The following is a 24,820-nucleotide window of genomic DNA, read 5'->3' as shown; positions in this document are numbered from 1 at the left end:
GATGCCCCACACCCTCCCCCGCCTCCGCCGCGCCACCGCCCCCGCGGCCGCCCTCACCCGCCCCCACCCGCCCGCCGAAACCGGCATCGTCCACCTGGGCCTCGGCAACTTCCACCGCGCCCACCAGGCCGTCCACACCGCCGCCGCCCTGCGCCACACCGACGGCCCCTGGGGCATCCTCGGCGTGGCCAGCCACTCCGCCACCGTGGCGCGGGCCATGCGCGACCAGGAGATGACCTACGCCGTCGTGGAGATCTCCCCCGACGACACCCGCGTCACCGTCCCCGCCGTGCACACCGGCGCCCTGGTGGCCACCGAGCAGCCCGACGACCTCCTCCACGCCCTCGCGGCCCCCACCACGGCCGTCATCACCCTGACCGTCACCGAACACGGCTACACCTTCTCCCCCCGCACCGGCGGCCTCGACCTCGACGCCCCCGCCGTCCAGGCCGACCTGCGCGGCCATACGCCACCACAGACCACCATCGGCCAGATCGTCTGCGGCCTCCAGCGCCGCATGCGCACCGGAGGCCCGCCCGTCACCGTGCTCAGCTGCGACAACCTCGTCGGCAACGGAACCCAGACCAGGCGGCTCGTCCACGAGTTCACCCAGGCCCTCCCGGCGGCCGAACGCGACGACCTCACGCCCTGGCTGGAATCCGCGGTGACCTTCCCCAGCTCCATGGTCGACCGGATCGTCCCCGCCACCACCGACACCTACCGCGACGCCGTCGCCACCCACCTCGGCGTACGCGACACCGTCCCGGTACCGGCCGAACCCTTCAGCATGTGGGTCATGGAGGACCGCTTCGCCGCCGGACGCCCGCGCTGGGAAACCGGCGGGGCGCTCTTCACCGACGACGTCGAACCCTACGAACTGCTGAAGCTGCGCCTGCTCAACGGCACCCACTCCCTCATCGCCTACCTCGGCGCGCTGGACGGACGGGAGACCATCCCGGACGCCACCGCCCGGCCGTTCATCGCCGAAGCCGCCCGCGCGGCGCTCCACGACGACTATCTGCCGACCCTCACCGTGCCCACCGACATCGACCTCGACCACTACATCGGACAGCTCTTCGACCGCTGGGCCAACACCGCCCTGGGCCACCGCACCCGGCAGGTCGGCTCCGACGGCTCGGTCAAACTACGCCAACGGGTCCCCGAACCCGCCCTGTTCCACCTGCGCGCCGGACGCATGCCCCACCATCTCGCGCTCACCGTCGCCGCGTACCTGTGCTGCGTGGCACCGCGCCCCGGCTTCTCCCCCGGCCCCCACGCCACCGCGATGGCGGACCCCGCCCGGGAGACGCTCGCCACCATCGCCGCGCGGAGCGCCACCGCCTCCGGGCCGTCCTTCGTCGAGGCCGTCCTGGACAGCGGGCTGCTCGGCGACGGACTGAGAGACCACCCGGACTTCGCCGCCCGGGTATCCGAGCTGATCGACCTCATCGTCCGCCACGGCCCCGCCGCCGCGGCAGCCGACGCCGCCGGGGCCCTCCGGACCCCCGCCCACCGCTGACCCCGTCCCCTACCTTCCCCACCTCCCCATCTCTCCACTTCCCCCGTCCCCTTTCCCCTGCTCCCCTTCACCGCTCCGCTGCGTCGATCCGTTCAAGGAGGCATGGATCATGGACAGCAATCCCACCCCCGCCACCGCGCGTCCCCCGTCACCGGCCACCTCCCCCTCCGACCCTTCCACCCCCGCCGAACCACCCGCCGACCCCAGCGCGGTGCGCCGCGCCGCCCTGGCCGGTCTCATCGGCACCGCGCTCGAGCAGTACGACTTCGTCATCTACGGCACCGCCTCGGCGCTGATCTTCAGCGATCTGTTCTTCCCCAACGCCTCACCGTCCGTGGGCATCCTGGCCAGCTTCAGCACCTACGCCGTGGGCTTCGCCGCCCGCCCGCTCGGCGGGCTCTTCTTCTCCCGCTACGGCGACCGCCTCGGCCGCAAGTGGGTACTGGTGGCGACCCTGCTCCTGATGGGCGGCTCCACCCTCGCCATCGGACTGCTGCCCACCTACAACGAGGTGGGACTGCTCGCCCCGATCCTGCTGCTCATCTGCCGCATGGGGCAGGGGTTCGGGGCCGGGGCCGAGCAGTCAGGCGGCGCCACCCTGCTCACCGAGACCGCGGCCCCAGGGCGCCGCGGCAGACTGTCCTCCCTCGTCATGACCGGCGCCGCGCTGGGCACCGCCCTGGGCGCGGTGGCCTGGATCCTCGCCCAACGACTGCCCGACGACGCCCTGATGAGCTGGGGCTGGCGGCTGATCTTCGGCAGCAGCCTCCTCGTGACCGTGATCGCCCTGGTGCTGCGCCGCAAGCTCAACGAGAGCCCGGTCTTCACCGAACTCAAGGAGCAGCGGGAACGGCCCGCCTCACCGGTGAAGGAGGTCTTCCAGCACGGCCGGAAGCCCATGCTGCTGGCGCTGTTCATGAACTTCGGCGTCAGCACCCAGTCCTACACGTACCAGGTGTTCATGGCCTCCTACCTGGTGTCCAGCGTCGGCGTCGACAAGGACTTCGTCCCCCAGGTGCTGCTGATCGGGGCCCTGTGCGGCGGTCTCGCGGCCATCTGCTTCGGCACGCTCTCCGACCGCCTCGGACGGCGCCCGGTGTACTCCACCATCGCCGCCGCGCTGGTGCTGCTGCCGGCCCCGACCTTCATCGCGCTGAACACCGGCTCACACGTGGCGATCATCGTGGCCATCGTCATCGGCTTCATCCTGGCCTGCCACGGCTCGGTCGGCGTCCAGATGAGCTACTTCCCCGAACTGTTCGGCAAGCGCTACCGCTACGCGGGCGTCACGCTGGGCCGGGAGTTCTCCTCGCTGATCGGCGGCGGGGTCGCACCGCTGATCTGCAGCGCGCTCCTCACCGCGTTCTCCGGCTCCTGGATACCGGTCGCCATCTATATGTCGCTGGTCACGGCGGTCAGCCTCGTCGCCACCCGGATGTCCCCGGAAACCCTCGACCGCGATCTGAACACCGCGGCCGACGCCACCGAGCCGGTGCGGGGCTCCGCCCCTTAACCCCGGGTCCGGAAGCGAAGCCCCTGCCACGCGGCGGACATCCCGTAGCCCGGGACGTGGGGCAGCAGCGCCATCCCCCGCGCGTTCGTGATCGCACGGGCCAGTTGGCGCTGCTGCCGCGTTCCGGTCAGGCGACCGGGTCGAGCAGTTCGTCGAAGGCGTGCGGCAGCCGGCTCCAGGCGTCCGGCCCGGCGACCACCACGTGCTGGTTGCCGGTGTAGGAGGGGTGGCTCGCCGAGGAGACCCTCGACATCGACGGGCGTGCCGCTTGGCACACTATTTCAACCGTCGACGCCGAAGGGTGCGCCCATCGACGCCGACGGAGCCTCCGGCTACGGTGCGTCGCCGAGGCGAAGATCACCGTCGGCGGGCGGCACGAAGAAACCGGCCACCTCCGCGTCCGTGACCTCGGCGAGGGCCGCCGGGGTCCAGCGGGGGCGGCGGTCCTTGTCGATCACCTGGGCGCGGATGCCCTCGATGAGGTCCGGGCGGGACAGCGCCGCGCAGGAGACGCGGTACTCCTGCTCCATGACCCGCTCCAGCGAGCCGAGCGCCCGGGCCCCGCGGACGGCGGCCAGCGTGACCTTCAGCGCGGTGGGCGACTTGGCGAGGAGGGCCTCGGCGGTCTCCTTGGCGGCCGGTTCGCCGACGGCCATCAGCCGGTCCACGATCTCCTCGACGGTATCCGCCGCATAGCACTGGTCGATCCACTCCCGGTGGCCGTCCAGGGTCCCGGCCGGAGCCTGGACGGCATACCGGGGCAGGACGTCCGCCACCGGCTCCGCGGCCAGGTCCCGGGTCAGCGCGGGCAGCTGCCCGGAGGGGACGACATGGTCGGCCAGCCCGCAGCGCAGGGCGTCGGCGGCGCCCACCGACGCTCCCGTGAGCGCCAGATGCGTGCCCAGTTCGCCCGGTGCGCGGGCCAGCAGATGGGTGCCGCCGACGTCCGGTACGAAGCCGATCGTGGTCTCGGGCATGGCCACCCGGGAGCGCTCGGTGACGATCCGCACACCGCCGTGGGCCGAGATCCCGACGCCGCCGCCCATCACGATGCCGTCCATCAGGGCCACATAGGGCTTGGGGTAGCGGGCGATCCGGAGGTTGAGCGTGTACTCGTCGCGCCAGAACGCCCGCGAGACCGCGCCACCGCCCGAGGTCACGTCCTGGTGGATCAGGCGGATGTCGCCGCCCGCGCACAGCCCGCGCTCCCCCGCCCCGTCGATCACCACGACCGCTACGGCCGGGTCCCGCTCCCAGGCGGTGAGGGCCTCGGCGATCCGGGTCACCATCGGATGGGTGAGGGCGTTGAGGGCGCGGGGCCGGTTGAGGGTGAGATGTCCGGCGCGGCCCTCGACGCGCGTCAGCACGGCGTCGTCGTCGGTCACGCGATCGGTCACGGAGTCGGTCACGAGGTGTTCGTTCCTTCCGGAGTCTGGTGCGTTCGCGGATCACCGGCGATCCGTCACCGCCGATCCTCTCAACGAGCCCTCTGCCCGCCACAGCCGCGCCCTCCGCCCGGCCAAGCGGCACAAAACCCTCTGGACACCCGCCGCCGCGCCGGGGAGGGTTGGCGCAGCCCATCCCTGACCCCACGAGGACCCGTCTGATGAGTGCTCATCCGCTGCCCACCAGCACCCCCGCCGCCGAGGGTGTGGACGCGCGGGGCGTCCACGCCTTCCTCGACGCCATCGAGGGCGCGCCGGACATCGAGCCGCACAGTCTGATGATCCTGCGCCACGGCCGGCTGATCGCCTCCGGCTGGTGGGCGCCGTACACCGCCGAGCGGCCGCATCTGCTCTACTCCCTCAGCAAGAGCTTCACCTCCACGGCGGCGGGGCTGGCCGCCGCCGAGGGGCTGCTGGACCTCGACGCTCCCGTGATCTCGTACTTCCCCGAATTCGAGGCGGAGATCACCGACCCGGGCAGCCGCGCCATGCTCGTACGCCATGTCGCGTCCATGGCCAGCGGACACCTCGGGGAGACGCTGGAGCGGGCGTTCGGGCTGGACCCGGAGGAGCCCGTGCGCGGCTTCCTGCGGGTGCCGCCGGATCGCGCGCCGGGCACCGTCTTCGCGTACAACCAGCCCGCCACGTACACGCTCGCCGCGATCGTCCAGCGGGTGACCGGGCAGTCGCTGACGGAGTATCTGCGGCCGCGTCTGTTCGATCCGCTGGGCATCGGCGAGACGGCCTGGCTCCAGGTGCCGGCCGGGCGCGACCTCGGCTTCAGCGGGCTGTTCGCGGCCACCGACGCGATCGCCCGGCTGGGGCTGCTGTATCTGGGGGGCGGTGAGTGGGAGGGCGAACGGCTGCTTCCGGCCTCCTGGGTCGAGGACGCGACCCGGCTGTGGATCCCGACCGAGGAGCCCATGGCAGGCGGCTCGGGGCCGGACTGGCGGCGGGGGTACGGGCTCCAGTTCTGGATGTCCCGGCACGGATACCGGGGCGACGGGGCGTACGGGCAGTTCTGCCTGGTGCTGCCCGAGCACGATGTGGTGATCGCGACCACGGCGGACACCGAGCGGATGCAGGCCGTCCTGGACGCGGTCTGGGAGCATCTGCTGCCCGCGTTCGGCGACGCGCCGCTCACCGGCCGCGAGGACGAGGACGCCGCGCTGGAGCGGCGGCTGTCCCGGCTCGCCCTGCCGCCGCTGGCGGCGAAGCCCGCGCCGCTCACGGACCCAGACGCCTGGTCGGGTGCGGAGTTCGCCCCCGAAGGCGGCGTCTGCGCGGACCAGCCGACCCTGACCGGGGTCACCGTGGCCGAGGACGGCTCCGGCGGCTGGGCCGTCTCGCTGGCCGAGCGGGCGGGCCGGCTGGACCTGGGCTTCGACGGCGCGGGGTGGCGGGTGCACGCCGGGCCGGAGGCGCCGGTTCCGACGGCGGTGAGCGGGGGCTGGACGGACCTGGACACGCTGACCGTGGACATCGCGTTCCTGGAGACCCCGCACCACCTGGTGGTCACCTGCTCCCTCGCGGAACGCGTCTTCACCGCGCGGTGGCGCACGACGCCGCTGCACCGCGGACCGCTGCACGCCATGCGCGCGCCGGGGCCGCGTTGACTCGTTCCGCCCGTCCGGCCAAGGTGTGGCCCGGTCCGGGGCACCCCCGGGCCGGGCCCCCTCGCGGCGGATCGCGGTCCGCGCAGCGGCTCCGCGGCGGCCGTCTCTTCGGAGTCCTTCCGGCGGGTACCCGTCGGGGTCCTGACAGCGCTGCTCGGGGCCCGGCGTCGGGAGGACGACCATGGCTGTACCGGCCGCGACCCGCTCCGGCGGCATCCACGCGCCGCCGTGGCTCGGGATCTACCTCAACGACCATCTGGTGGCCGCCACGGCAGCGGTCGGGCTGGCCCGCCGGATGCATCGCAGACACCGGCGCTCGGCCTACGGCGGCGAGCTGGCGGGGCTCACCGCGGAGTTCGTCCAGGACCGCAGGTCGCTGCTGTGGTGCATGGCCTCGCTCGACGTCCCCGTCCGCCGCGGCAAGCTCCGCGCTTCGCGGGCGGCCGAGCGCACGGCGCGGCTGACGCCGGGCAGCCGGCCGCGGCGGCGCACCGGGGTGAACACGCTGGTGGGGCTGGAGGCGCTCCGGATGGGTGTGGGGGGCAAGGCGCTGCTGTGGCGCTCACTGCTCGCGGTGGCCGTCCATGACACCCGGCTGCAGACGGGCCGCCTCGCGGAGCTGCTGGAGCGGGCCGGGCAGCAGCTCACCACCCTGGACTCGCTGCACTCCCGGGCCGCCTCGGCGCTGATCGCGGCCGAGGGCCCGGTGTAGCCGGCGGCCGGTTCGCCCGCCGCACCCGCCCCATCCGCTTCAGGCGGGCGCCGGTGGGCACTCGGGGACGATGACGAAACTTCCCGGCGCCCCCGAGTCGTACTGGATGGACACCGCCCCGCCCGGCACCGCCCACCCGGCCCTCACCGAGGACCTGGAGGTCGATGTCGCCGTGATCGGCGCCGGGATCGCGGGCCTGAGCACCGCGTGGGAGCTGGCCCGCGCCGGGCACCGGGTGGCGGTGCTGGAGGCGGACCGGATCGCCGCGGGCGTCACCGGCCACACCACGGCCAAGCTCACGGCGCTGCATTCGCTCATCTACGACCGGCTGCGGCACACCCGCGGGCCGGAGGGCGCGCGGATGTACGCGCGGTCGCAGTCCGAGGCCGTCGAGCGGGCGGTGGCGATCGCCGCCGAGCTCGGTATCGACTGCGATCTGGAGCGCGTCCCGGCCTTCACCTACACCGAGGACCCGGCGCGCGCGGACACCATGCGCGCCGAGGCGGACGCCGCGAGCGAGGCGGGGCTGGCCGCCTCGTATGTGACGGAGACCGGGCTGCCCTTCCCGGTCGCGGGCGCGGTCCGGGTCGAGGGAGGGGCGCAGTTCCATCCGCGTACCTACCTCCTCGGGCTCGCCGAGGATCTGCGCGCCCGCGGCGGGCGGATCCATGAGCACACCCGCGCCACCGGCCTGGAGGAGGGCGCCCCCTGCCGGGTCACCACGGAGGGCGGGGCGGTGGTGACGGCGGGGGACGTGGTGATCGCCACCCACTACCCGGTGTTCGACCGGGCGCTGCTGTTCGCCCGGCTCTCGCCGCGCCGCGAACTCGTGGTGGCCGGTCCCCTTCCCGCCGACCGGGATCCGCGGGGCGCGTACATCACCCCGGACCAGCGCACCCGGTCGGTGCGCACCGCGCCGTACGGCGACGGGCAGCGGCTGCTGATCGTGACCGGAGAGAGCTTCACCCCCGGCACCGGGGACACCGCCGAGCGGTTCGAGCGGCTGGCGGACTGGACCCGGGAGCGCTTCCCCGGCGTGGAGATCACCCACCGCTGGGCCGCCCAGGACAACGACCCGACCGACACCGTGCCGCTGGTCGGCCCCTTCCACCCCGGCGCGCGCCACACCTATGTCGCGACGGGCTTCGCGGGCTGGGGCCTGAGCGGCGGCATCATGGCGGGCCGGCTGCTCACCGCGCTCATCGGCGGTGAGCGGCCGGAGTGGGCCGGGCTGTACGACCCCCGGCGGCTGGGGACCGCGCTGCGCGAGGCCCCGGCGCTGCTCGGCCACCAGTTCCACGTCGGGAAGCATTTCGTCGGCGACCGGCTGAGCACCCCGGGCGCCGCCTCGGTCGACCGGATCGCCCCGGGCACCGGGGCCGTGGTCCGCCTGGAGGGGCGGCGCTGCGCCGTCTACCGGGACGGGGACGGCACAGCTCACGCGGTCTCGGCCCGGTGCACCCATCTGGGCTGTCTCGTGGCGTTCAACGCCGCCGAGCGGGCCTGGGAGTGCCCCTGCCACGGCTCCCGCTTCGGCACTGACGGCCGGGTGCTCCAGGGCCCGGCCAACCAGCCCCTGGAGCGGCGCGACCTCTGACCCGCGGCGTCCGATCCCCCCTGCGGTCTGTTACGTGGAACACGTACATGGCGCCCGGCCACGGGGGTACACGCCTGGCGTCAACCCGTCGGCTGAGAAAGGACCACTTGCCGTGCTGATGGCCCACCCGGTCGTACTTCAGAACCTCATCGAGCAGTACGAGACGCTGCGGACGCTGCACGCCGAATCGGGCGGCGCCGAGGTACGGCAGCGGATGGACGACCTCGCCTACACCCTGTGCGTCTCCACCGGGACGCGGGATGTGGACGCGGCCCTCATCGCCGCCCGGCACCGGCTGCCCGGCGCACGGGTGGAGGACGACTCGGCCCTCACGGCCGGGGCGGGCACACCGGGTGCCTGAGCCCGCCGCGCCGCCCACAGGTGAGGCCGCCCCGCCGGGTCAGCCCTCGGCCCCCCGCGCCAGCTCGGAGAGGTCCATGGTCTGGTTCGCCGGCGGCGCCTTCACCGTGACCGGCTCGTTGAGGGCCGAGAAGGTGATGGTCATGTCGAGCGGGCCCTTGTCCCCCTCGCCTCGGACGCGGAACCGCTTGGTGTGGCCGTCCGGGTCGATCCACATGTCCATGGACAGCCGGTCGATCCCCATTCCCTCGTACGCCTTGAGGTTCTTCTCCCGGCGCTCGCGGGTCGCCGCGTCCTCGTCCTTCAGGCTCGCGCGCATCTGGCGGAGGCTGATGGCACCCCGGTAGTGCGTCGTGCGCACTCCGTCGACGGTCTCCTCGCCGACCCGCTTCACATCGTCGGCGCCGGAGAGGAAGGCCGACTCGTCGGCCGGGTTCTTGTCGGCCTGGCGGGAGAGCGAACCGCCGGCGAGCGCGCCGGCGGCCTTCTCGCCCAGCGCCCCGAGGTCCAGCTTGAGCCAGGTCTTGCCGTCCAGCCCGGCGGCGGCCTCCTTGCCCCCGTCGAGGTACATCGCCCCGTCGACCATCCGGATCTCCACCGCCGCGTCGGCGCCCTGGCCGACCGCGCGCATCTTCATGCTGACGGCGACCGGCTTGGTGCTCATCGCCGCCTCGCCCTCGATCCGCCCGTCCGCGGGGGTGCGGCCGCTCATCCGGTAGCGGAACGAGGTGAGCTTCTCGCTCTTCTCGGCGGCCGCGCGCACGGCCGCCGCCGGGGCCGGCCGCACCCGCTCCGAGGACTTCTCCCCCGCCTTGCCCTCGGGCTTCCCGTCCGCCCCGGACGATCCGCAGCCGACCGCGCCGCCGCAGAGCAGTACGGCGGTGAGCACGGCACCGGCCGCACGGGCACCCCTGCCATGTCCCCCATGTACGACCATGGCCATAAACCCCACCCCTTGCAGAACTTCTGTTCGTTTCGCCGTGATCCGGGAGAGTACCAGCAGACGCCGACAGCTACCCGTGGGCGCGGACCGGGGGCAGGGGGCCGTCGTGGCGTTCGAGGGCGACGCGGGTGAGCTGTCCGGTGCAGCCCTGGGTCAGCCGCGAGGTGCCGATGTCGTGGGTGACGGCGTTGGGGTTGCCGTGGACGCAGGTGGCCACCTCGGGGGCCGAGGGGTCCCACCAGGCGCCGGTGGCGAGTTGGGCCACCCCGGGGCGTACCGCGTCGCTGATCCGCACTCCGGCCAGGCAGCTTCCGACGGCGCCGCGGATCCGCACCACATCGCCGTCGCCCAGCCCCAGCACCCCGGCGTCCCAGCGCCCCGGCGTCCCGGCGTCCCGCGGATGCAGCCGGACCGGCTCACGGCGCCGTACGAGGCGATGGTCGCCGAGGCCAGCTCGATGCGGCCGCTCGGGGTGGCCAGCGGACGGGCGCCGGGGTCGGCGCGGAAACCGGCGCAGAGGGTGTGGTGTTGTCGTCGCGGGCCTCGCCGACCGGGTCGGCGACGCGGTGCATGGCGATGAGCGCCGCGTCCTGGCTCGCGCCGCCGATGTCGTCGCGTTCCAGGGTGGTGGTGGCGGGCAGCACCACATCGGCGTGGCGGGCGGTGGCCGTCCCGTACGGCTCATGGACGACGACCGTGTCCGGGCGGCCGAAGGCGCGGCGCAGCCGAGCCAGGTCCTGGTGGTGGTGGAAGGGGTTGCCACCGGGACGGGGTTGGTGCCCTGGTCGAGGGTGGGCAGCCGGTACGGGCGGGTGCCGGCGCCGACGCCGGCGGTGACTCCGTGCCCATGGCCGAAGCCGCCGCCGGGCAGCCCGATCTGGCCGAGCAGGCAGGCCAGGGCGATCCCCGCCCACAGGGGCTGCTCACCGCGGTGGGCGCGTTGCGGGGACCAGCTGAGGGAGATCATGGTCCGGTGCCGGGTCGGCTCACGGGCGAGTTCGGCGATCCGGGCGGCGGGGATGCCGCAGATCGCCTCGGCCCACCGCGGGGTCTTGGGAGCGGAGCCGTCCTGGCCGAGGACCAGGAGGGCGATCGCCTCGTCCCAGGACACCCGTACATGGGTGTCCGCACCGCGCTCGATCCGCCGGTTCGGGCTCCATTCGACGATGGCCGTCCCGATGCGGGCCCGCGGCACCACCCTCGGCGTGGCCACCTTCTCCCGGCATCGCCGCCCCCAGCCGTTCGAGCAGGACGATCTGCTGCTCGCCGAGGAGATGACGGCCAGGGCCGCCGTCTGCGTCGACAACGCCCGGCGGTACACCCACGAGCGGCACACCGCGCTGGCCCTCCGGCGCAGTCTGCTGCCGCGCACCCTCCCGCCGAGCGCCGCCGTGAAGGTCGCCTCCAGCTATCGGCCGGCCGACTCACGGTCCGGGGTGGGCGGCGACTGGTTCGACGTCATCCGGCTGTCGGGCGCGCGGGTCGCCCTGGTCGTCGGCGATGTGGTGGGCCATGGCGTACCGGCGTCGGGGGCCATGGGGCGGCTGCGGACGGCGGTACGCACCCTCGCCGACGTCGATCTCGCCCCCGATGAGCTGCTCACCCATCTGGACGATCTGATCAACCATCCGTCGGACGAGAGCGAGAACGACAACGAGGGTGCGGACTCGGGGAGGCCGTGGACGCGGCGGAGGCCGTGGGGGTGACCAACGCGCAGGTCGGCGCCACCTGTCTGTACGCGGTCTACGACCCGGTCTCCCGCCGCTGCTCGCTGGCCCCCGCCCATCAGGCCGCGTCTGATCCATGACCGGGCCCTGATCTGCGAGGTCTCCGACGGCAGCGCCACCGCGCCGCATCCGCGCCGGGCCCGCGCCTTCGACGAGGGCGGCCGCGGACTGCTGCTGATGGCCCGGCTCACCGAGAGCTGGGGCACCCGGCAGACCGCCACGGGCAAGACCATCCGGGCCGAACTGGCCGTGCCCGCCCTGTAGGAGCCATGCCCCCGTGGGCTTCGCATATCGTCGCCGCCGTCTCTCCCGGCTTCACGACCGCAGCCCCCGCCGCACCTCTTCACTACAATCGCGGAGCAACGAAGCCCCGCCCAGCAGAGGCTGAAGGCTGCCATCCATGTCTACCCAGCACCCACGCGACGCCAGTCCCCTGGCCGCGCTGAGCCCCGCCGAATCGGCCCGTCTCATGGCGGTGATCCGCGAGGCGGCGCTGAGCCGGGGACGGCTTCCGCTGCCCGCCCGCCCGGTGATCGGCGCCTCCTGGGACCGGATGCTGCGCCTGGGCCTCGACCCCGATCACGGCCGCGCGCCACGGCCGCTGGGCCTGGACGAACTGGAGCGCCGGAGGCGGCAGACCCGGCTGGCCGAGGTGCTGCCCACCCTGCGGGACGGGCTGCTGGAGGCGGCGGAGGCGGCCGCGCACATCATGATCATCGCCGATGCGGAGGGCCGGATCCTGTGGATCGACGGCCATCGGGGGGTGCGTCGGCAGGCCGACGGCATCGCGCTCGTGGAGGGTTCGCACTGGGCCGAGGACGTCGTCGGGACCAGCGGAATCGGCACCGCGCTCGCCGTCAAGTCCCCCGTACGGGTGCATTCGGCGGAGCACTTCGTGAGCGCCTTCCACACCTGGAGCTGCGCCGCCGCCCCGGTCCACGACCCGCGCGACGGACGGCTGCTGGGCGTCATCGACGTCAGCGGCCCCGCTGGGACCGCTCATCCGACGGTGCTCTCCCTGGTCACCGCGACCGCCCGGTGGGCCGAGGGCGAGCTGCGCCTCGCCCACAGCCGGGAGCTGGAGGGCCTGCGCGCGGTCGCCGCGCCGCTGCTGGCACGGATCCACGGCAAGGCCGTGGTGGTCGATCAGCACGGCTGGATCGCCGCGGTCACCGGGGTGACCCCGCGCGAGCGCCGGCTGTCGCTGCCGAAGGCGCCGTGCGATGGGCCGGTGTGGCTCCCGGCGCTCGGCGCGTGCGCGGTGGAGCCGCTGCCCGGCGGCCATCTGCTGCGGGTGCTGGACGGCGACACCTCCGAAGGGGGCGGTCCGGCCGGCTGCGGCGATCTGCTGCTGGACGTGCGCCATCCGCACCGCTGGACCCTGACGTTCTCGGGCCCCTCGGGCACCTGGACCCATGAACTCAGCGCCCGCCAGGCCGAGGTGCTGCTGGTGCTCGCCATGCACCCCGAGGGGCGCACGGCGGCCCAGCTGGCCCATGACCTGTTCGGGGACCCCACGCGGACGGTGACCGTACGGGCCGCGATGTCCCGGCTGCGCGGACGCGTAGGGGCGGTGCTGGCACACCGCCCCTACCGCATCGCCGACAGCGTCCGCATCGACGTGGCGGGCCCGGACCACCCCACCGAACTGCTCCCCCACAGCTCGGCCCCGGGGGTCGTCCGACTACGAACGGAGCCCTGAGGGCTGACCGGCCACCTCCTCCGGCCGGAGCACCTCGGCCAGGCGGTCGGCGGGCAGCAAGCCCTTCTCCAGGACGAGTTCGGCCACGCCGCGGCCCGTGGCGAGGGCCTCCTTGGCGATGCTGGTGGCCGCGCCGTAGCCGATGTACGGGTTGAGCGCGGTGACCAGGCCGATGGAGTTCTCCACTGAGGTGCGCAGCCGCTCGGTGTTGGCGGTGATGCCCGCGACGCACCGCTCGGCCAGCACCAGACAGGCGGCGCGCAGATGGGTGACGCTCTCCGAGAGGGAGTGCAGGATGATCGGCTCGAAGGCGTTGAGCTGGAGCTGTCCGGCCTCGGCGGCCATCGTGATGGCGACGTCGTTGCCGATCACCTCGAAGGCGACCTGGTTGACCACCTCGGGGATCACCGGGTTGACCTTGCCGGGCATGATGCTGGAACCGGCCTGCACCGGGGGCAGGTTGATCTCGTTGAGCCCGGCCCGCGGGCCCGAGGAGAGCAGCCGCAGGTCGTTGCAGCTCTTGGAGAGCTTGACGGCGATGCGCTTGAGGACGCCCGACAGATGGACGAACGCGCCGCAGTCCTGTGTGGCCTCCACCAGGTTGGCGGCGGTGACCAGCGGCAGTCCGGTGATGGCCTCGAGATGGCGGCGGGCGGCCTCGGCGTAGCCCTTGGGGGCGTTGAGGCCGGTGCCGATGGCGGTCGCGCCGAGGTTGATCTCGTGCACCAGGGTGGCGGCCTCCAGCAGCCGGCTCTGGTCCTCCTCCAGCATCACGGCGTACGCCGAGAACTCCTGGCCCAGCGTCATGGGCACCGCGTCCTGGAGCTGGGTGCGCCCCATCTTCAGGACGTCGCGGAACTCCTCGGCCTTGGCGGCGAACGCCTGGCGCAGCGTCTCCATGGCCGTGTGGAGCTCCCGGACGGCGATGATCGTGGAGACGTTGACGGCGGTCGGGTAGACGTCGTTGGTGGACTGGCTGAGGTTGACGTCCTCGTTGGGGTGGAGGTGGGCGTAGTCACCCTTCTCGTGGCCGAGGAGTTCCAGCGCCCGGTTGGCGATCACCTCGTTGGCGTTCATGTTGGTCGAGGTCCCGGCGCCGCCCTGGATCACATCGACGGTGAACTGGTCGTGCAGGGCGCCCCGGCGTATCTCCTGGCAGGCGGCCGCGATGGCGTCGGCCTTCTTCGAGGTGAGCAGCCCGAGATCCTCGTTGGCGCGGGCGGCGGCCTCCTTGACGGCGGCCAGGGCGCTGATCAGGTGCGGATAGGCGGAGATGGAGGTGCCGGTGATGGGGAAGTTCTCGCCGGCGCGCAGGGTGTGGATGCCCCAGTAGGCGTCGGCGGGGACGTCGCGGTCGCCGAGCAGGTCGTGTTCGCGGCGTTGGCCGGTGGCGCTCATGGTGTGCGGTCTTCCTCGGTTCAATCGTGAGGGTGGGCGGGGTCAGGCGGTGGGCGGGGCCAGGACGTCGGTGGGGTGCACACCGCCGACGGCGGCCCCGCCGCCGTACACGGGTGTGGTGGCGAACTCGGCGAGGGCACCGGGGTCGATCCCGCAGTGGGCCAGCGCCGCGGCGGTCACCGGCATCCGGGCGCGGTCCGCGCCGTCGGCGATCTTCACGGCGACGGCCCGGCCGTCGGGCAGCGCCGCGATCTGCACGCCCTCGAAACCGTCCTTGGCGATCAGGCCCGGTACGGCGCGCATCAGCCGGGCCACGTCCCGGTCGGTGCCGGACGCCATGTCCGGGTGGGCGCGCAGGGCGGCCGCCACCCGCCCCTCGGGGGTGTCCATGGCGCCGGAGGCGATCCGGGCGGCGGCCGTCGCGAGCCCGCGCAGGGAGACGGAGAACAGCGGCGCGCCGCAGCCGTCGACCGAGACCCGGGCGATGCCCTGCCCGGTGAGGTCCGCCACGGTCTCGGCGATCATCCGTTGCAGCGGATGGGCCGGGTCGAGGTAGTCCTTCAGCGGCCAGCCGCGCAGCTGGGCGGTGAGCAGCATCGCGGCGTGCTTGCCGGAGCAGTTCTGGGCGAGCCGGGTGGGCTCGCCGCCGTCGCGCAGCCAGGCTTCGCGCTCGGCGGCGCCGTACGGCAGGTCCGGGGTGTTGCGCAGGTCGGCCTCGGTGAGCCCGGCCCGGTCGAGGATGCGGCGGGCGCCGTCCAGATGGCGCGGCTGGCCGGAGTGGCTGGCGGCGGTGAGCGACAGCAGCTCCCCGTCCAGCGGCAGCCCGGCCCGCAGCAGGGCGACGGCCTGGACGGGCTTGAGCGCGGAGCGCGGGTAGAAGGCCACGTCGATGTCGCCGGCCCGGAAGGCGACCCGGCCGTCGGCGGCCAGGACGACGACCGAGCCGTGGTGGACGCCCTCGATGGCCCCGCCGCGCACCACATGGGCGAGCGGCACATGGCGGGGTTCACGGATGGCGGGGGGCTCGGCCGGGGTGCGGCGGGTCGCGTCGTCGGTCCGTCCGAGGGGGGTGTTCATGGTGGTGCTCTCGTGGTCGGGGGTGTTCACGGGGTGGGATTCCTCCGGGTGGTGGTGGAGGGAGAGGGCGTCCGGGGGTGGTACGGCCGCGTGGAGAAACGATTCCTCAATATGGGCTCACGAGGGGTCCTTCATCCGGCTGCGGGCCGCGTACCAGCCGATGACCAGCACCGCCAGGATCGCCGGAAGCGCCATGACGGTCAGTCGGCTGGCGCCGCCGTCCGCCCACATCAGGACGAGTACGGAGGCGAGGAAGCCCAGGGTGACGATCTCGGTGTACGGAGAGCCGGGGAGCCGGTAGCCGGGGCGGCTGATCTGGCCGGCCTGGGCGCGCCGCCAGAACAGCAGATGACAGAGCATGATCATGGCCCAGGTCGAGAGGATGCCGATGGCGGCGAAGTTGAGCACGATCTCGAACGCCTTGCTCGGCATCACATAGTTCAGGCCCACGCCCAGCACACAGAAGAAGGAGGTGAGCAGGATGCCTCCGTAGGGCACATGGGTGCGGCTCATGGCGCCGGTGAACCTGGGCGCGGAGCCGGACATCGCCATCGAGCGCAGGATCCGGCCGGTGGAGTACAGCCCGGAGTTGAGGCTGGACATCGCGGCGGTGAGCACGACGAGGTTCATCACGCCACCGGCCGCCGGCACGCCGATCTTGGACAGCACGGTGACGAACGGGCTCTCGTCGCCCGAGTAGGAGCCGGAGGGCAGCAGCATCGAGAGCAGCACCACGGAGCCGACGTAGAACAGGCCCACACGCCACATGATGGAGTTGATCGCCTTGGGCATGATCTTCTCGGGGTTCTCGGTCTCGCCCGCGGCCACGCCGACCAGTTCCACGGAGGCGTAGGCGAAGACGACGCCCTGGATGACCAGCAGCATCGGCAGCACACCATGCGGGAAGACGCCGCCGTGCTCGGTGATCAGGCTGGGCCCGGTGCTGCCACCGGCCACCTGCTCGCGGGTGACCAGCAGGAAGATGCCGATCGCCATGAAGACGACGAGCGCGCCGACCTTGATGATCGCGAACCAGAACTCCAGCTCACCGAAGATCTTCACCGAGATCAGATTGACCGTGAGCACGACGGCGAGCGCGATCAGGGCGATCACCCACTGCGGAATCTCGGTGAACATCCCCCAGTAGTGGGTGTACGTCGCCACGGCCGTGATGTCGGCGATCCCGGTGGTGGCCCAGTTCAGGAAGTACATCCAGCCCGCGACGAAGGCGCCCTTCTCGCCGAGGAACTCACGGGCGTAGGAGACGAACGCGCCGGAGGAGGGCCGGTGCAGCACCAGCTCGCCCAGGGCCCGCACGACCAGGAAGGCGAAGACGCCGCAGACCGCGTACGCCAGGGCCAGCGACGGCCCGGCGTCCTTGAGCCGCCCGCCGGCGCCGAGGAAGAGGCCGGTGCCGATGGCGCCGCCGATGGCGATCATGTTGACGTGCCGGGCCTTGAGGGACTTGCTGTAACCGGCGTCGCCCGCGTCCACATGCGCGGGGGTCCCGGCCTGGTGCTGTTGGCGGTCTTCTTGCCGGAGGGACTGCTCGCTCACGCCTGCTGTCCGCCTTCCGTCGGTGCTGTCGTCCGGCTGTCCGCCGCAGCGGGCCGCACGATGGAGGTCAGGGTGGTCTCCACGCGTTCGAGGTGGTGGGACATGGCCTCCACCGCGTCGTGTTCGGACCCGTCGGCGAGCGCCTCGACGATCGCCCGGTGTTCCCGGTTCGACTGCTCGCGGCGGCCGCCGAGTTCGTTGAGAAATGCCGACTGCCGGGCCAGGGCATCGCGGATCTCCTCGATGACCCGCCGGAAGACCGGGTTCCGGGCCGCCTGGGCCACGGCGAGATGGAACAGCGTGTCCATCGCCACCCACGCGGTGGTGTCGGTCTCCCGCTCCATCCGCTCCAGCAGATGGGACAGGTGGTCGAGGTCCTCGGCGGAGCGGCGCTGGGCCGCGTAGCCCGCCACCGGGATCTCGATGTGCCGGCGCACCTCCAGCAGGTCGCTCGCGGCGTAGTCGCCGAAGGTGGGGTCCTCCACCGGACCGCTGGAGATGACGAAGGTGCCCTTGCCGGTGCGTGAGGCGGTCAGCCCCATGGTCTGCAAGGCCCTGAGGGCCTCGCGGAGCACCGGCCGGCTCACCTCCAGGCGTCGGCAGAGCTCGGCCTCGGAGGGGAGTTTGTCCCCCACCGCGTAATCGCCGCGCTCGATCGCTTCCCGGAGGTGGTGGAGAACCGCTTCCATCGCGCTGACGCGACGCGGGGCGGCGAATCCGGAACCACCTGTCTGGCTGTCTGACAAGTTCACGCGGTGATCCTCAGGCGTACACCGGAGGGTTGTCAAGGGTCGGCCTTCCCCTCCTTGTCGACCGTTCTGTGTTGATATGGGGTATTCGCCCTGAATGCCGGAGACCCCATGCCCCCAAGAAGCCCTTCAGGGCCGGGCCGACCGGCCACGGCAGCACCATCGTCCGGCTGCCCGGCGGCAATCTGGAGGACCAGCTGCCCGCCCCGCTGGTGACCCGGGCCAATGTCGACGACCGCTCCCTGTGGGGCAACAGGGTTTGACTTCCTCACCTCGAGGTTGCGCTGGGCGCGGGCGCGATCGTGCCGCTCGTGCCCGGGGGTCAGCTTCCCCTGCCCGGAACCGGAACGCGCTGGAGGCGTACTCGGCGGACTTGCCGGACTTCTTAACGCGACCCTGGACTGGCTGGGGGTGCCGATCTCGGTGTGGCTGACGGCGCTGTGCTTCGCGCCCGCCGGGTTCCTGCCGCGCCACCACCGGCACGGCCGCGCGGTGTACGCGATCGGCGGGGCGCCGCGCTCGTGGTCGCACGGCTCACCATCAGGGAGCCGCAGGAGTCATAGTATTAAGGGAAATGTATCCGCGGATAGGACGGGTGCGATGGCCATCCCCCAGGGAATCGCGCCGACCGAGACGCATGTCCCGTTCGACATGGCGGATGCGGCCTCGGCGCTGATCGACGCCACGGGGACCATCATCGGCTGGACCCCGGCGGCGGAGAGACTTCTCGGCTATCCGGCGGCGGATGCGATGAAGCAGTCGGCCAGGATGCTGCTGGCGGCGCCGGAGGACGCGGCGGAGGCCGAGGCGATCGGCTCGTGGTGCCAGGAGCACGACGGCTGGGGCGGTCTGGGCCGGCTCCGGCACCGGGACGGCCGCCGGATCGAGGTGGGGCTGCGGATCTCCGCCATGCGCGACCCGGACGGCGAGGTCTCCTGGCTGGTCTCCGGGATCGATGTGGGCTCCATCCCGACCTGGGTGCTCAGCGGCTCACTGCTCCAGGCGTTCCTCACCCGGTCGCCGGTCGGGATCGCCGTGCTCAGCCCGGATCTGCGGTATGTGTGGCTCAACGACACGCTGGAGCGCTACGGCGGGCTGCCCCGTGAGCAGCGGATAGGGCGCCGGATGGCGGAGTGCCTGCCGGGGCTGGACACCGAGGCGCTCGAGGCGCAGCTGCGGGAGGTGCTGAAGACCGGCGAGCCGGTGATCGACTACGAGTACCGGGGCTGGACGATGGCCGAGCCCCACCGCGAGCACGCGTACTCGACCTCGTTCTTCCGGCTGGACAACGCCGAGGGCCGCCCGGTGGCCGTGTGCCACATGGTCATCGACGTCACCGACCGCTGGCGGGCCCGGGAGCGGCTGGCGCTGCTCAACGAGGCCAGCGAGCAGATCGGCAGCACGCTGGACGTCATGCGCACCGCGCAGGAGGTGGCCGACTTCGCGGTGCCCAGGCTCGCCGACTTCGTCACCGTGGATCTGCTGGAGTCCGTCCTGCGCGGCGAGGAGCCCTCGGCGCGGCATCCCCGGGCCATCCCACCCTTCCGGCGCGCCGGCCAGGCGTCCATCCACCAGGGCTGCCCCGAGTCCATCGCGGCGCGCGGTGATCCGATCACCATCTCCCCGGCGTCGCCCTTCGCCTGCAGCTTCCTCGAGGGAGAGGCGGTGCTGGATCCGGAGCTGGACGTCGCCCTGGAAGCGTGGAGCGGCGAGGACCCGGACCGGACGCGGAAGGTGCGCGAATTCGGGATGCGCTCGTTGATCGTGGTCCCGATCTGCGCCCGCGGCGCCGTCCTGGGCGTGGCCTCGTTCGTCCGCTCCGACCATCCGGATCCGTTCGAGGAGGACGATCTGCTGCTCGCCGAGGAGCTGGTCGCGCGGGCCGCCGTGAACATCGACAACGCCAGCCGCTACAGCCGTGAGCGCGCCACCGCGCTGGCCCTCCAGCGGAGTCTGCTGCCGCACGCCCTGAGCGGCGGCCAGGCCGTCGAGGTGGCCTCGCGCTACCTGCCCACGGACGCGCGCAACGGGGTCGGCGGCGACTGGTTCGATGTGATCCCGCTGTCCGGCGCCCGGGTGGCGCTGGTGGTCGGCGATGTGGTCGGTCACGGCATCAACGCCGCGGCCACCATGGGGCGGCTGCGGACGGCCGTGCACACGCTCGCCGACATGGACCTGCCGCCCGAGGAGCTGCTGGCCCACCTCGACGACCTGGTCATCCGGCTCACCGAGGAGGAGGCCGGGCAGGAGGGCGTGGCGGCCGCTGTGATGGGCGCCACCTGTCTGTACGCGATCTACGACCCGGTCACCCGACGGTGCACGATGGCGCGGGCGGGCCACCCGACCCCCGCGATCGTGGACCCCTCGGGCGAGGTCACCTTCCCCGCGCTGCCCGCCGGTCCCCCGCTGGGCCTGGGGTCGCTGCCGTTCGAGTCGGCGGAGCTGGAGCTGCCCGCCGGAAGCCTGATCGCCCTCTACACCGACGGGCTCATCGAGACCTGCGACCAGGACATCGACGTCGGTCTCAGCCGGCTGAGCAACGCCCTCGGCCAGGCCGTAATGCCGCTGGAGGAGCTCTGCCGCACGGTCGTCGACACCCTGCTGACCTCCCCGCAGACCGACGACGTGGCCCTGCTGCTGGCCCGTACCCACGGTCTGGGCACCGGCCACGTCGTCTCCTGGGACCTGCCCTCCGATCCGGCCGTCGTGGCCAGCGCACGCTCGCTGGCGATACGCCAGCTCGCCGAGTGGGGTCTTGACGAGCTGATGACCACCACGGAACTGATCGTCAGCGAGCTGGTCACCAACGCCATCCGCCACGGAACCGGCCCGATCCGGCTGCGGCTGATCCGGCACGACGTGCTGATCTGCGAGGTCACCGACACCAGCAGCACCTCGCCGCGGCTGCGCCATGCCCGCACCACCGACGAGGGCGGCCGGGGGCTGTTCCTCGTCGCCCAGCTGACCCGCCGCTGGGGCACCCGCTACACCGAGGGCGGCAAGCTCATCTGGGCCGAACAAGACCTCCCCGAACGAGACCTCCCGGAACACGATCTCCCGGAATCGGCATGAAGCACGCTCCGGTACGCCCCCGCCCTGTTCATGATCGGCTGACTCCCGCACACTGGCCCTGTGCCAACAGGAGGGGGGCATCCGAGGTGCGGAGGCCGGTCGGCGGCGAGGATCTGTGGGGGCGGCGGCTGGCCTCCCCGTGGTGGCGGGGCGCGATGGCGCTGCCGGCGGGCGCGCTGCCCGCACTGGCCTTTCCGGCGCCCTCGCTGTGGTGGTGGGCGTATGTGGCCCTGGTGCCCTGGTTGCTGCTGATGCGCTCGGCGCCCACCGGCCGCCGGGCGATGCGGGACGGGTGGCTGGGCGGCGCCGGGTTCCTGCTCGCGGTACACCACTGGCTGATGCCGAGCCTGCATGTGTTCATCGTGCTTCTGGCACTGCTGCTGGGGCTGTTGTGGGTGCCCTGGGGGTGGCTGACGCACCGGCTGCTGCACGGCCACCCGGGGTCCGGGCGGGTGGCGGCGGCGCTGGTACTGCTGCCATCCGTCTGGCTGATGGCCGAGCTGGCCCGGTCCTGGGAGTATCTCGGCGGGCCCTGGGGGCTGCTGGGCGCGAGCCAGTGGCAGGTGGCGCCCGCGCTGCGGCTGGCCTCGGTGGGCGGGGTCTGGCTGCTCGGATTTCTGCTGGTCCTGGTGAATGTGGCGGTGACCGTGCTGATCGCGGTGGCCCGGGCCCGTACGGTGGCGCTGGCCGGGCTCGCCGCGTGCGGCGCCGCGGCGGCCGGGGCATGGGCCTGGGTGCCCCAGGCCAAGGAGCCCGGGACGGCGCGGATCGCGGTGGTGCAGCCGGGGGTCATCCAGGGGCCGGGGCCGCGCTTCGAGCGCAGCGCGGAGCTGACCCGGCAGCTGGCCGGCCGCGATGTCGACCTGGTGGTGTGGGGCGAGAGCAGCGTCGCCCAGGATCTGACCACCCATCCGGAGCTGCGCGGGCGGCTGGCCGCGCTGTCCCGGACGGTCGGCGCGGATCTGCTGGTCAACGTGGACGCGCGGCGCGGCGATATGCCCGGCATCTACAAGAGCTCGGTGCTGATCGGGCCGAACGGTCCTGTGGGGCAGCGCTACGACAAGATGCGGCTGGTCCCCTTCGGGGAGTACATCCCGGCCCGGCCGCTGCTGGGCTGGGCCACCTCGGTGGGCAAGGCGGCCGGTGAGGACCGCCACCGGGGCACCGAGCCGGTGGTGATGAACCTCCCCGGTTCCCTGCGGATCGGGCCGCTGGTGTGCTTCGAGTCGGCGTTCCCGGACATGAGCCGGACCCTGGCGCGGGAGGGGGCGCGGATGCTCGTCGTCCAGTCCTCGACCTCGACCTTCCAGGGGAGCTGGGCGCCCGAGCAGCACGCCTCGCTGGCCGCGTTGCGGGCCGCCGAGACCTGGCGGCCGATGGTGCACGCCACGCTGACCGGGGAGAGCGCGGTGTTCGGGCCGCGCGGCGAGCCGGTGGGCCCCCGGATGTCCACCGGCACCAGCGCGGCCACCGTCTACACGGTGCCGCTGGGGCAGGGCACCAGCCCGTATGTGCGGATCGGGCCCTGGCCGGTGTACGGGGGGATGACGGCGCTCGCCGTCTTCTGCGCGGCCGAGGGGGGCCGGGCGCTCAGACGGCGGACGGACCGCCCGTCGGACCGGAGGCCGGGGCGACCGGCAGACCAGCGGACGGACCAGCCGACTCCAGGGCGTCCCTGACGACCCGTTCGCACAGCTCATGGGTGCGCAGCGCGTCCTCGGCGCCGATCCGCCGCCCGGAGCGCACCGCGTCCAGGAAGGCGTCGGTGATCTGCTCGATCCCGCGCTGACGCGCCACCGGCACCCAGTCGCCCCGGCGGCGCACGCTCGGCTGACCCTTGTGGTCGACCACCTCGGCGAGGTTGAGCACCTGCCGCTTGGTGTCCTGGCCGGAGACCTCCAGGACCTCCTCGGCGGAGCCGCTCATCCGGTTCATCACGCCGAGCGCGGTGAACCCGTCCCCGGACAGCTGCAGCAGCACATGGTGTATCAGCCCGCCGCGGACCCTGGCGCGCACATCGATGTGGTCCACCGGCCCGGGCGCGAGGAAGCGCAGCGTGTCCACCACGTGGATGAAGTCGTCCAGGACCAGGGTGCGCGGGTCCTCGGCGAGGCCGACGCGGTTCTTCTGGAGCAGGATCAGATCGCGCGGATGGTCCAGGCACTGGGCGTAGCCGGGTGCGTAACGCCGGTTGAAGCCGACCATGAGGCTCACCCCGCGCTCCTCGGCGAGCCGCGCGAGCCGCTCGCTGTCGGCGAGGTGGTACGCGAGCGGCTTGTCCACGTACGTGGGCACCCCGGCCTCGATCAGCCGGGTGACGAGGTCGGCGTGGGTGTCGGTCGGGGCGTGCACGAAGGCCGCGTCGAGCCCGGCCGCGAGCAGCGAGTCCAGGTCGGCGTGGCGCTGGGCGTCCGGGACCCGATAGGTGTCGGCGACCCGCCGGAGGGTGGCGGGGGTACGGGTGTGGAGATGCGGCTCCAGGCCGGGGCGGGCCATCAGCACGGGCAGATACGCCTTCTGCGCGATGTCGCCGAGCCCGACACAGCCGACCCTCATGTGTTCTCCCCGGTCTCTTCCGATCATGCCTTCCGCTGTGCCCCCGCAGGATACGTGGGGGTGGGCGGACGCCAGTCGGCGATGCCGTCGAAGGAGCGGAGGGCAAGACCGGGGGCGAGGCGGCCGACGGCGGCGATCGCGGCGTCGCGGAGGGCGACGGCGGGGGCACTGGTGAGGGTGATCATGCGGGCGGTGCGCGCCGAGCGGCGCACCACGTCCATCGTGCGGGGCAGCCGGTCTCGGGTGTAGGCGGCCAGCGCGGCGGAGGGGTCGATGATCTCGGCGGCCAGATGGTGGGCGAGGACGACGGCGTCCTCGATGGCCTGGTTGCCGCCCTGCCCCATGGTGGGGGCCATCGCGTGGGCGGCGTCGCCGAGGAGGGCGACCCGGCCCCGGTGGTAGGCGGGCAGGGGCTCGGCCATGTACCGGATGTCATGGCGCAGCACGTCCTGGGGCGCGACGGCGGCGAGGACGTCGGGAATGGGGCTGTGCCACTCGCCGTAGAGCCGCAGCAGTTCGGACCGCTCGTCGTCCGGGGCCCGGCCGCCGGGCGGGGCGACGGCCGCCGCGTAGGCGTAGACCCGGCCGTCCCTCAGCGGCTGGGTGCCCCAGATCCGGCCCCTCCCCCAGGTCTCATGGGGCTCGAACGGCCGGTCGGGGGCGGGGATGACGACACGCCAGGTGGTGAATCCGGCGTAGCGGGGCCCGGGGTGGTCCGGGAAGAGCGTGCGGCGGACGGCCGAGTCGATGCCGTCGGCGCCGATGACGAGGTCCGCTTCGTGGTCGCCGTCCTCGGTGGTGACCCGGGCCGGGCGGCCGGCGGCGCCGGGGTCGGCCAGCCGGGCGGCGGTCCCGGTGCGGACCACGCCCTGGGGCAGCCGGGAGACGAGCAGGTCGACGAGGGTGGCCCGGTGGAGGAGGACCAGCGGGCCGCCGAAGCGCTCGGCCGTCGTGGCGCTGTCCATCCGGGAGAGCCAGCGGCCGCCGGGGGTGCGCAGTCCGCCGCCGCCCTGCCAGGCGGCGAGCGCGCGCACGTCGTCGCCGAGGTCGATGGCGTCCAGGGCGCGCTGGGAGTTGGGGGCGAGCGAGATTCCGGCGCCGACCGGCTCGAGGCGGGCGGCCCGCTCCAGGACGGTGATGGACCAGCCGCGGCGGTGCAGGGCCGCGGCGGCGGTGAGCCCGCCGACTCCGGCACCGATGACGACGGCACGGGGCTGCCGCATGACTCCTCCAAGGACACTACAGGTGTAGTACTCCTTTACGTTACTACATCCGTA

General features: G+C 73.1%; 21 protein-coding genes and 2 pseudogenes. 11 read left to right on the top strand and 12 right to left on the bottom strand.

All coding sequences use genetic code 11. From position 1 onward, the window contains the following. Window position 1 precedes the first annotated feature (1 nt). Window positions 2-1,519 (top strand): mannitol dehydrogenase family protein, encoded by a 1,518-nt coding sequence (locus tag ACMTAK_RS46155; RefSeq protein WP_413811681.1) that lies wholly within the window; start codon window positions 2-4, stop codon window positions 1,517-1,519. Window positions 1,520-1,628: 109 nt separating this feature from the next. Beyond that, window positions 1,629-3,032 (top strand): MFS transporter, encoded by a 1,404-nt coding sequence (locus ACMTAK_RS46150; protein ID WP_413811680.1) that lies wholly within the window; start codon window positions 1,629-1,631, stop codon window positions 3,030-3,032. On the opposite strand, the gene ACMTAK_RS46145 is transcribed toward ACMTAK_RS46150, so the two are convergent. The 3 genes from ACMTAK_RS46145 to ACMTAK_RS46135 form a co-directional block, all read right to left on the bottom strand. Next, window positions 3,029-3,136: a hypothetical protein gene (locus ACMTAK_RS46145; protein WP_413813201.1), complete on the bottom strand. Its 108-nt coding sequence runs from the start codon at window positions 3,134-3,136 to the stop codon at window positions 3,029-3,031. The genes ACMTAK_RS46150 and ACMTAK_RS46145 overlap by 4 nt on opposite strands. Window positions 3,137-3,159: 23 nt before the next feature. Continuing rightward, the gene (locus ACMTAK_RS46140; protein WP_413813293.1) at window positions 3,160-3,285 is read right to left on the bottom strand and encodes a hypothetical protein; all 126 of its coding nucleotides are present in this window, start codon (window positions 3,283-3,285) and stop codon (window positions 3,160-3,162) included. 79 nt (window positions 3,286-3,364) lie between these two features. After that, window positions 3,365-4,441 (bottom strand): enoyl-CoA hydratase/isomerase family protein, encoded by a 1,077-nt coding sequence (locus ACMTAK_RS46135; RefSeq protein ID WP_413811679.1) that lies wholly within the window; start codon window positions 4,439-4,441, stop codon window positions 3,365-3,367. Between the two features lie 197 nt (window positions 4,442-4,638). Here ACMTAK_RS46135 and ACMTAK_RS46130 point away from each other — a divergent pair, with 197 nt between their 5' ends. The 4 genes from ACMTAK_RS46130 to ACMTAK_RS46115 all read left to right on the top strand — a co-directional run bounded on the left by ACMTAK_RS46130 (window position 4,639) and on the right by ACMTAK_RS46115 (window position 8,763). Beyond that, window positions 4,639-6,093: a serine hydrolase domain-containing protein gene (locus ACMTAK_RS46130; protein ID WP_413811678.1), complete on the top strand. Its 1,455-nt coding sequence runs from the start codon at window positions 4,639-4,641 to the stop codon at window positions 6,091-6,093. Window positions 6,094-6,274: 181 nt separating this feature from the next. Then, window positions 6,275-6,805 (top strand): hypothetical protein, encoded by a 531-nt coding sequence (locus tag ACMTAK_RS46125; protein ID WP_413811677.1) that lies wholly within the window; start codon window positions 6,275-6,277, stop codon window positions 6,803-6,805. Between the two features lie 70 nt (window positions 6,806-6,875). Then, the gene (locus ACMTAK_RS46120; RefSeq protein WP_413811676.1) at window positions 6,876-8,402 is read left to right on the top strand and encodes an FAD-dependent oxidoreductase; all 1,527 of its coding nucleotides are present in this window, start codon (window positions 6,876-6,878) and stop codon (window positions 8,400-8,402) included. Window positions 8,403-8,514: 112 nt separating this feature from the next. Further along, on the top strand, window positions 8,515-8,763 hold the full coding sequence (locus tag ACMTAK_RS46115; RefSeq protein WP_413811675.1) for a DUF5133 domain-containing protein: 249 nt from the start codon (window positions 8,515-8,517) through the stop codon (window positions 8,761-8,763). A 39-nt stretch (window positions 8,764-8,802) separates the two neighbouring features. Here ACMTAK_RS46115 and ACMTAK_RS46110 read toward each other — a convergent pair whose 3' ends face one another. The 3 genes from ACMTAK_RS46110 to ACMTAK_RS46100 form a co-directional block, all read right to left on the bottom strand. Then, window positions 8,803-9,705 carry an SCO4651 family lipoprotein gene (locus tag ACMTAK_RS46110; RefSeq protein ID WP_413811674.1) on the bottom strand — a complete coding sequence of 301 codons (903 nt, stop codon included), beginning with the start codon at window positions 9,703-9,705 and terminating at the stop codon, window positions 8,803-8,805. 70 nt (window positions 9,706-9,775) lie between these two features. Next, entirely contained in the window at window positions 9,776-10,111 is a 336-nt protein-coding gene (locus ACMTAK_RS46105) for a molybdopterin dinucleotide binding domain-containing protein (RefSeq protein WP_413813200.1), read from the bottom strand. Window positions 10,112-10,121: 10 nt separating this feature from the next. Next, complete coding sequence (locus ACMTAK_RS46100; RefSeq protein ID WP_413811673.1) at window positions 10,122-10,619, bottom strand: molybdopterin-dependent oxidoreductase; 498 nt, start codon at window positions 10,617-10,619, stop codon at window positions 10,122-10,124. Window positions 10,620-10,817: 198 nt separating this feature from the next. On the opposite strand from ACMTAK_RS46100, the pseudogene ACMTAK_RS46095 reads away from it, so the two are divergent. Next, window positions 10,818-11,696: pseudogene (locus ACMTAK_RS46095) on the top strand (SpoIIE family protein phosphatase); the annotation flags it as partial. A gap of 136 nt (window positions 11,697-11,832) precedes the next feature. After that, on the top strand, window positions 11,833-13,134 hold the full coding sequence (locus ACMTAK_RS46090; RefSeq protein WP_413811672.1) for a GAF domain-containing protein: 1,302 nt from the start codon (window positions 11,833-11,835) through the stop codon (window positions 13,132-13,134). On the opposite strand, the gene aspA is transcribed toward ACMTAK_RS46090, so the two are convergent. The 4 genes from aspA to ACMTAK_RS46070 form a co-directional block, all read right to left on the bottom strand. Then, a complete protein-coding gene (gene aspA, locus ACMTAK_RS46085) occupies window positions 13,117-14,532 on the bottom strand; it encodes an aspartate ammonia-lyase (RefSeq protein ID WP_413811671.1) in 1,416 nt (471 codons plus the stop codon). The genes ACMTAK_RS46090 and aspA overlap by 18 nt on opposite strands. A 42-nt stretch (window positions 14,533-14,574) precedes the next feature. Further along, entirely contained in the window at window positions 14,575-15,609 is a 1,035-nt protein-coding gene (locus ACMTAK_RS46080; protein ID WP_413813199.1) for an asparaginase, read from the bottom strand. A gap of 117 nt (window positions 15,610-15,726) precedes the next feature. Beyond that, a complete protein-coding gene (locus ACMTAK_RS46075; protein ID WP_413811670.1) occupies window positions 15,727-17,166 on the bottom strand; it encodes an amino acid permease in 1,440 nt (479 codons plus the stop codon). Next, a complete protein-coding gene (locus ACMTAK_RS46070) occupies window positions 17,163-17,918 on the bottom strand; it encodes a FadR/GntR family transcriptional regulator (protein WP_413811669.1) in 756 nt (251 codons plus the stop codon). Before ACMTAK_RS46070 ends, ACMTAK_RS46075 begins: the two co-directional genes overlap by 4 nt. Before the next feature lie 119 nt (window positions 17,919-18,037). Between ACMTAK_RS46070 and ACMTAK_RS46065 the strand changes: the two are divergent. The 3 genes and pseudogenes from ACMTAK_RS46065 to lnt all read left to right on the top strand — a co-directional run. Continuing rightward, window positions 18,038-18,178: pseudogene (locus tag ACMTAK_RS46065) on the top strand (sugar ABC transporter substrate-binding protein); the annotation flags it as partial. Between the two features lie 337 nt (window positions 18,179-18,515). After that, window positions 18,516-20,987, top strand: coding sequence for a SpoIIE family protein phosphatase (locus ACMTAK_RS46060; RefSeq protein WP_413811668.1), 2,472 nt, complete (start codon window positions 18,516-18,518; stop codon window positions 20,985-20,987). 86 nt (window positions 20,988-21,073) lie between these two features. Beyond that, window positions 21,074-22,666 carry an apolipoprotein N-acyltransferase gene (gene lnt / locus ACMTAK_RS46055; protein ID WP_413811667.1) on the top strand — a complete coding sequence of 531 codons (1,593 nt, stop codon included), beginning with the start codon at window positions 21,074-21,076 and terminating at the stop codon, window positions 22,664-22,666. On the opposite strand, the gene ACMTAK_RS46050 is transcribed toward lnt, so the two are convergent. After that, the gene (locus ACMTAK_RS46050) at window positions 22,578-23,543 is read right to left on the bottom strand and encodes a Gfo/Idh/MocA family protein (RefSeq protein WP_413811666.1); all 966 of its coding nucleotides are present in this window, start codon (window positions 23,541-23,543) and stop codon (window positions 22,578-22,580) included. The two genes, lnt and ACMTAK_RS46050, sit on opposite strands and share 89 nt — an antisense overlap. A gap of 23 nt (window positions 23,544-23,566) precedes the next feature. After that, a complete protein-coding gene (locus ACMTAK_RS46045) occupies window positions 23,567-24,766 on the bottom strand; it encodes an FAD-dependent monooxygenase (protein WP_413811665.1) in 1,200 nt (399 codons plus the stop codon). Window positions 24,767-24,820 lie beyond the last annotated feature (54 nt).

It is taken from the genome of Streptomyces lacaronensis, assembly GCF_047337785.1.
In the GTDB taxonomy this organism is placed as follows: Bacteria; Actinomycetota; Actinomycetes; order Streptomycetales; family Streptomycetaceae; genus Streptomyces; species Streptomyces lycopersici.
This window is presented reverse-complemented; position numbering and strand designations above follow the sequence as displayed.

Bases quoted from the DNA above. Each gene is read 5' to 3' on its own strand.
- ACMTAK_RS46060 (WP_413811668.1), top strand. From the start codon at position 18,516: ATGGCCATCCCCCAGGGAATCGCGCCGACCGAGACGCATGTCCCGTTC.
- ACMTAK_RS46155 (WP_413811681.1), top strand. From the start codon at position 2: ATGCCCCACACCCTCCCCCGCCTCCGCCGCGCCACCGCCCCCGCGGCC.
- ACMTAK_RS46140 (WP_413813293.1), bottom strand. From the start codon at position 3,285: ATGTCGAGGGTCTCCTCGGCGAGCCACCCCTCCTACACCGGCAACCAG.
- ACMTAK_RS46130 (WP_413811678.1), top strand. From the start codon at position 4,639: ATGAGTGCTCATCCGCTGCCCACCAGCACCCCCGCCGCCGAGGGTGTG.
- ACMTAK_RS46125 (WP_413811677.1), top strand. From the start codon at position 6,275: ATGGCTGTACCGGCCGCGACCCGCTCCGGCGGCATCCACGCGCCGCCG.
- ACMTAK_RS46050 (WP_413811666.1), bottom strand. From the start codon at position 23,543: ATGAGGGTCGGCTGTGTCGGGCTCGGCGACATCGCGCAGAAGGCGTAT.
- ACMTAK_RS46110 (WP_413811674.1), bottom strand. From the start codon at position 9,705: ATGGCCATGGTCGTACATGGGGGACATGGCAGGGGTGCCCGTGCGGCC.
- ACMTAK_RS46150 (WP_413811680.1), top strand. From the start codon at position 1,629: ATGGACAGCAATCCCACCCCCGCCACCGCGCGTCCCCCGTCACCGGCC.
- ACMTAK_RS46090 (WP_413811672.1), top strand. From the start codon at position 11,833: ATGTCTACCCAGCACCCACGCGACGCCAGTCCCCTGGCCGCGCTGAGC.
- ACMTAK_RS46080 (WP_413813199.1), bottom strand. From the start codon at position 15,609: ATGAACACCCCCCTCGGACGGACCGACGACGCGACCCGCCGCACCCCG.
- ACMTAK_RS46045 (WP_413811665.1), bottom strand. From the start codon at position 24,766: ATGCGGCAGCCCCGTGCCGTCGTCATCGGTGCCGGAGTCGGCGGGCTC.
- aspA (WP_413811671.1), bottom strand. From the start codon at position 14,532: ATGAGCGCCACCGGCCAACGCCGCGAACACGACCTGCTCGGCGACCGC.
- ACMTAK_RS46120 (WP_413811676.1), top strand. From the start codon at position 6,876: ATGACGAAACTTCCCGGCGCCCCCGAGTCGTACTGGATGGACACCGCC.